The 6,589-nt window shown below is 48.6% G+C and carries 3 protein-coding genes; all 3 read right to left on the reverse strand.

The window, feature by feature from the left end:
- Positions 1-6: 6 nt before the first annotated feature.
- From HMPREF9944_RS12005 to HMPREF9944_RS12015, 3 genes are read right to left on the reverse strand one after another with little or no spacing between them, the layout of a single operon-like run.
- A complete protein-coding gene (locus tag HMPREF9944_RS12005) occupies positions 7-1,254 on the reverse strand; it encodes a BACON domain-containing protein (RefSeq protein WP_008566610.1) in 1,248 nt (415 codons plus the stop codon).
- Positions 1,255-1,313: 59 nt separating this feature from the next.
- Positions 1,314-3,089, reverse strand: a complete 1,776-nt coding sequence (locus tag HMPREF9944_RS12010; RefSeq protein ID WP_008566611.1) for a RagB/SusD family nutrient uptake outer membrane protein — start codon at positions 3,087-3,089, stop codon at positions 1,314-1,316.
- Between the two features lie 29 nt (positions 3,090-3,118).
- Positions 3,119-6,424 (reverse strand): SusC/RagA family TonB-linked outer membrane protein, encoded by a 3,306-nt coding sequence (locus HMPREF9944_RS12015; protein WP_008566612.1) that lies wholly within the window; start codon positions 6,422-6,424, stop codon positions 3,119-3,121.
- Positions 6,425-6,589: the final 165 nt, after the last annotated feature.

The following is a 6,589-nucleotide window of genomic DNA, read 5'->3' on the forward strand; positions in this document are numbered from 1 at the left end:
TTTGATTTATTTTACTGAAACAATAAGGTCGTCGATAGCGAAGCGCTTGTTTCCCTTGGTCGTGAAGACGAGGCGCGTGTTTCCTGATGCGCCTTGAATGGTGAACTTCACTTCTTCCCATTCGCTTCCGCTTTTAGCTTTCTTGTGCAGATAGGCATAAGTGGAGAGCGAAGCCGTTCCCGAGCCTTCGACACTGACGACAAGCTTTCCGTCCTGTTCATCGGGCCACTCGGCTACCTTCAAACTTACCACTACATCGACATTTTCTGTACCAAGCGCAGCGAAGGTCGGGGTAGCTATCTTCCCAACAGCGCTTCCCGTTCCAATCTTCACGTAGCCGGGCCGTTCATAGACTTTGGTGCCTTCCCATGAGTCGAGTCCCTTGGAAACAAGATAGGAATGGGCCATTGTTGAGAAAAGGTCGTTGGAGCCGTCGTGGTTGGGCGTTCGTGGCTGCAGTTCACCGAGCGGAGTGGGTGGAATGTTCTTTCCGTTCTCGTCCTTAACCCATACGGGCATGTTCCCCGGTTTGCCCGCAACGAAGTCTCCTCCATAGATGCAAAGGTCGAAATGTTGTTCGAGAATGATTCTGTCGTTGACCGTGGTGTTAAGGACAACGGGGGCTATCTCTGCCTGATCAGTGCTGACGGTGATGACGAGGCTACCCGACTTGACAGGCTTTCCGCCAAGAGGAACCGACAGCATTCCTTTGTCGGTGTCGAGCGTGAAGCTTTGAGCTTCCGCGGTCAGTCCTTCGGAACCCTCTCCGCTGAAGGCGGTGTGGAGCGTGAGCTTCATACCTTTGTAACCATACTCGTAAGGAATGTTGAGCATGATGCCTGCAACAGAAGTCCCTACTTGCAACGAAGCAGAGAGGCCGATTGCGCCAAAGGCGAAGGGACGGCCTTCCTCTTGCTCGCAATTCACGACGAGTGTCTTTCCACCGGCCGACAAATGAAAGGAAGCCTGTCGGGCGGAGCTTGTGTTCCGGGCTGCCGTGACCACTATCTGTTCGCGCGTCTGTCCGTCGCCCTCGCCACTGCGCTTGCTGAACGAAAGCCAAGGGGCATCGGTTGTAATCTTCCATTCTCCTGTGGCACACACAGTGAACTTCTTACTCGTCTCCGACGAAGAGAACCGCAGTTGGTCATCGCTTCCGAGAAGAACAGTTTCACTGTTGTCACTGCAAGCACCCAGTAGCGATAGGAGTGTCATCATGAACACTGCACATTTGAAGATGCTGTATCTTTTCATACTGATTATATTGCTAAATGGTTATATTTAAAGTCCTTCTTCACTTCTTATGGGTCGGGTTATTCCCATCCATAGTTCTGCTTGAGGTTGTTATTCTTCACGATTGCTGCCGTTGGAATGGGATGAACGTACTTCTTGTTTTCCCACACATTATTGTTTGCAACATAGAGGCGACCGTCTCTAAACGTGTAGAAGCGTGTCTTGCTTAAATCAATGTAGGTGATATCCTTGTCCTTGTTCCCCGGAACTTTGTCAACAACCATGAGGTCGGGTTTACCGTCTCCGTCGGAATCCACGGCAAGGTTCTTACTGCCGATGTAAATGGAACCCAAATCTTTCGTAAGCAGATCGCCTGCCCGCCATCGCATAAGGTCGTCATATCGCAACCCTCCGCCTTCAAGGAAAAGCTCTATAGCTCGCTCGCGTCGGATTTCAAGTATCCATTTATCTGTCACCGTGTTGTTGTAGTAAGCGATGAGATAAGGGTCAGCTGTGACTGGTGCACTACCTTTGACACCGGCGCGCACTCGGATGGGGCGTATCGTTTGGTCCCAAACCTTGTTTGTCATCAGCCCGAGTTCAGCCTTGGCCTCCGCCTCGTTGAGCAATATCTCTGCATAGCGGATAACGGGAACCGAGTTACTGCAATGATTGGTCACCTCATAGTATGTGCCGTCCATGTTGTACTTAATAATCTGATATCCTGTCATTGTTACACTCCAGTTGGGGTTAGTTGCAACTGCCTTTCCGTTATTATTGGATTTTGTGTAGCCGGGCATCATGATCTCCTGTGCCAGTCGACAATCTCGGTTGGCAGCGTTTTGGGCAAAGCCCTTCGTAGAATAGTCAGGGTCGTCGGTAAAGCGGCTTCCATCTCGATTAAGATAGGTATTAACGAATTCCTGCGTCGGTGACCAGCGATTCGACAGATTGCCCGAAGAGACGAAAACCTGCGTAAGGTTATGGAACGAGCTTAGGCTCGCACTATATTCCTTGGCCCAAATCACTTCTTCGGCTACAGGTTTCTCCTGTTGAAAGACGTATCTGTAGTCGGTTTCGGGGTTCTTGGTATTATAGAGATTGAATTGTTCCGAATTGATAATCTTTTCAGATGCGTCTATACAAGCTTTGAGGAATCTTTCAGAAGCGTTTTGCTCTTTCCAAGGTTGTCCGGTCGAAGGATTGACTGCGTGATACTTGCGATAAGTTCCCTCAAAGAGACATATACGCGACTTAAGGGCAAGCGCCATCCATGGTGTTATGGTGGTTTCGCTGCGGTTGCGTATATGGTCGCAAGCATAGTTAATATCTTTCAGTACACTGTCCATTACAGCTTCCCTGTCGTCACGCTGTTTGTAGAGTGCTACCATATCCTTGGAGTCTATCGTGTGGTTATACCATGGCACGTCACCATAGGTCTTCACCTTGTCAAAATAGAAGTATGCGCGCCAGAACCTTGCAATCCCTCGGTAGTGATTTATCACTTCTGAGGGACAATTGGCCCTGTCCATGTGCTCCAAGAAATAGTTTACGCGGAAAAGGTCTTTCCAAGCTCCTATCGTCCAACCGGACATTTGGTTAGCGGTGAAGTTCTTCTGAAGAAGAGCATCGGTGGTATTGCGAGCTAAGTAATCGCATGTAGACTTTCCGGTAGTCAGTTCTTCTGCATCCGGTGTCATGTTGATGTACAGTCCGTTGGCATAAAGTTGAAGTTGTTCTTCATTGGCAAAGAACTTCTCTGAATCCATCTTGGCAATCGGCTTTCGGTCCAAGAAGTCGTCGCAAGCACAGAAAGAAAGTGCGGTAAGGGCCAAGCATATATATATCTTTTTCATAAGGCTGTTCGTCTATATGTAGTTATTCATTAGAAAGTGATATTGAGTCCCAAAGACATACTCTTCAGCATCGGATAACTATATCCGTCGCCAGCAGTGCCGGTCTGTCCGTTCCATCCAGAAGCGTCGCCCGAGCTAATCACCTCAGGGTCGAAGTTCTTCGCCCACTTGTGTAGTGGTGTAATCGTCAGAAGATTTTCTCCTGAGACGTAGACCACAAGGCTGGTGAGTCCTAACTTGGATATAAGATTTTGCGAGAAGGCATAAGAGAGACTGACGGTCTTCAAGCGCAGATAAGCAGCGTTCTGCAGATAACGGTTATTTCTACGGGAAAGCGTTCCCTTGTTGTCTTCTGCTATGTAACCGCGTAGACGAGGCCAATAAGCCGTGGGATTGGTTATGTCTCCGTTTGCATCGACTCCAGCACGGTTGGAAGCGTTCTGCCAAGGCAGGTCATATCCGTAAACGCGTCCATAATTTCCCCAGAAAAGGCCGGCCTCGCTATTGGGATACCAGTCGCGTTTAGCCACTCCCTGCCAGAACATCGAAAAGCCAATACCATTCCATTCAGCGCCATAACTGAAGCTATAGCAATAGCGGGGAGTCGTGTTACCGATCTTGACAAGATCGCCATGGTCTTCAAGCGTGTTGTTTCCTATATTAATTTTCTTGTCGTCGTTGACGTCTCTGAACTTCAGATCGCCAGCCTCCCATATCTGGCCAGAACGGTTATAGTTGTGGAGCCAGCTTTGGTCGGGAGATTTCAACACGTCTTCTTTGCTCTGAAAGAATCCAAGGCAATCGAATCCCCATATCTCGCCAACTTCCTTACCTTTATAATAAGAGGTGAGAGTGTTAGTGGTAGCGGTATATTTGGTGATTTTGCTTTTAGCATTCCACAAAGCTGCCTTGACATGGTATTTGAGAGGGCTACCGGCAACCATTACACGATCCCTCCAACCAAGACTGATTTCCCAACCATCGGTGCGCATGTCGGCATTATTGCCCTTTGGAGCATTATTGCCATACACGGCAGGAAGCTCATCACCGACAACATACATGTCTTTCGTGTTTTTCCGATAAACATCAAAAGAAAAGGTGAAACGGTTCTTAAACATATCTATGTCAACACCAAAGTTATAGGTGATAACCTTTTCCCAAGTAAGTCCACTTGGTACAGGAGCAGGAGCCTGTGTATAATTGGCCAGCTTACCGTTAATAACACTGGTGCCACGATGAATGCTCATCGTTGAGAGATATTGATAGGGAGATACGAGTCCGTTTCCGGCCTCTCCCATAGATGCACGCAACTTAAAGTTATCGAGGAAGCGTGTGCGTAGCGGTTCCATCCAAGGTTCTTCGCTGATGCGCCAACCCAAGGACGCCGAAGGGAAGAAACCCCACTGTTGGCTAGTCGGGAACTTGGAACTTCCGTCATAACGGCCGCTTGTCTCCAACAAGTAACGTCCTTTCCAATTATAGTTCAAGCGATAGAAGAAACCTACGAAAGCCCAATCATAGGAACCATTATCATTAATGTAGTAAGCGTCACTATCGGTGAAATTGAAATTAGGCATATTTGGTTCAAGTAGTCCTTGACGCATGGCACGCGTAGAACGATATTTCTCTTGCTCAAGATTCCAGCCTCCCATACCCTTGAGATAATGTCCGCCGAGAAGCTTCGGAGTGTAAGTGAGAGTGGCACTCCCAGCCATGTATTCTGTGTCGTAGTAGCGATGCTCAAGATGACTATAGTTAGACCATGACCATTTTTCCGTAGGAGAAATCATGGCATCATAAATATTGCCGACCTGCTCTCGCCGTTGATGACTTCGCTTGTAGGTAAAATCGGCCTTGGCCTGTAGCACGTCTTTGATGATATCCGCATAAAGGGTCGTGGTGTTGGTGATGTTAGACCACTTATTCTGACGCCACGAGGTTCCTTCTGCAAACCCTGCGTAACCTGTGTATACAGCTGCCTGCGTCCAAGTGCCATCTGTATTCCTTATGGTGGCAACGGGGAAGCCCTGCGTCTCGAACTGCCGTTGTATAGGTATGCGCGTATCCAAATTGTTACGGTCGTAAGCATACATAACGATAGGCTCATGATAGTCTTGCAGGAAAACGTCGGTATTGTTCTCCAGGCGAAGCCAGCGATTGAGCTTCAGCATACCTTTCGCACGGATGTTATATCGGTTGAAACGTTCGTTGCCGACCTTATAAATGCCGTTGTTACCATCGTATCTGCCACTGACGTAGAAAGTCGAACGGTCCGAACCACCACTGATAGAGATGTTGTGCCGGGTAGCGAAGTTGTTGTTGCGGTAGATAGCTCCCAACCAATCGGTATTGCCGTAGTATTCGTAGTAACCGTTATCGTTGGTGCGCTGTTTCTCAAGCAACGGATTGGCGTCGCGTCGCTGCAGCTCTGAATACCAATCACTCCAACTTCTGTTGTGGGCATTGAACACATTATTGATTGTGCTGGGCTCAGTTCCCCGATATCCCATATAAGCCTCGTAGAAATCATTCGTCCACTGCAGGCCATTCGTAACGACATCATACTTCACCGTACGCTTAACCAGCGAAACCTGCCCTGAATATTTCACGACGGTTTTCCCGGCCTTCGCACTTTTGGTCGTAACAAGAATAACGCCAAAAGCTCCGCGCGCACCATAGACAGCTGCCGACGATGCATCTTTCAGCACGGAAACGCTTTCCACATCATCGGGATTGACCTGCGAGAGACTTCCCTCCACGCCGTCGATAAGCACAAGTGCCGAGCCTCCGGCGCCAATAGAGTTCACGTTACCACGAATATGGACACCGCCACCACGGGTGGAACGTCCGTCGGTCTGCGTGATGGTGAGCCCGGGAATCTGCCCTTGCAGGGAGCGTGTGATGTTGGTATTGGCGCGGTTCTCTACGACATCGCCCGACACTTTATCAATCGCACCCACAATGTCTCGCCGTTTTTGCACGCCGTAGCCCACAACTACGAGTTCATCGAGCGAACTGACATTCTCCTTCAACGTAACGGTCATGTGAGTTCCCGAGGCACGAAGGTTCTGCGTCAAGTAGCCCACGTATGAGACTTTCAACAGATCGCCTTTCTTGGCCTGAACCGAGAAATTTCCCTCGATATCCGTGACAGCCCCTCCTTTCGTTGTAGCATTCTGCACGGTGACACCAATAAGCGGATTTCCATTGGTATCCGTGACAGTTCCTTTGACTAAGGACTGTGCATGAATCGTCATCACGTTTATCAGTAATGCCAAAAGAACGACGATTCGGAAGCATTTTGTCTTGCTTCCTGCATGATTGTACTTCTTCATTTCTTAAATTGTTAGATTAATATGATAGGTTTTGAACATAGCGGTTTATCTTAAATCGGTCATTAGGAAGCTTGCGCACCTTGCGCAGTTAACACATGTTTACGTTTGAGACTTGCGCACCTTGCGCAGTTAACACACATTTACATTTGGAACTTGCGCACTTTG

Origin of the sequence: Segatella maculosa OT 289 (assembly GCF_000243015.1) — a bacterium.
GTDB lineage: Bacteria > Bacteroidota > Bacteroidia > Bacteroidales > Bacteroidaceae > Prevotella > Prevotella maculosa.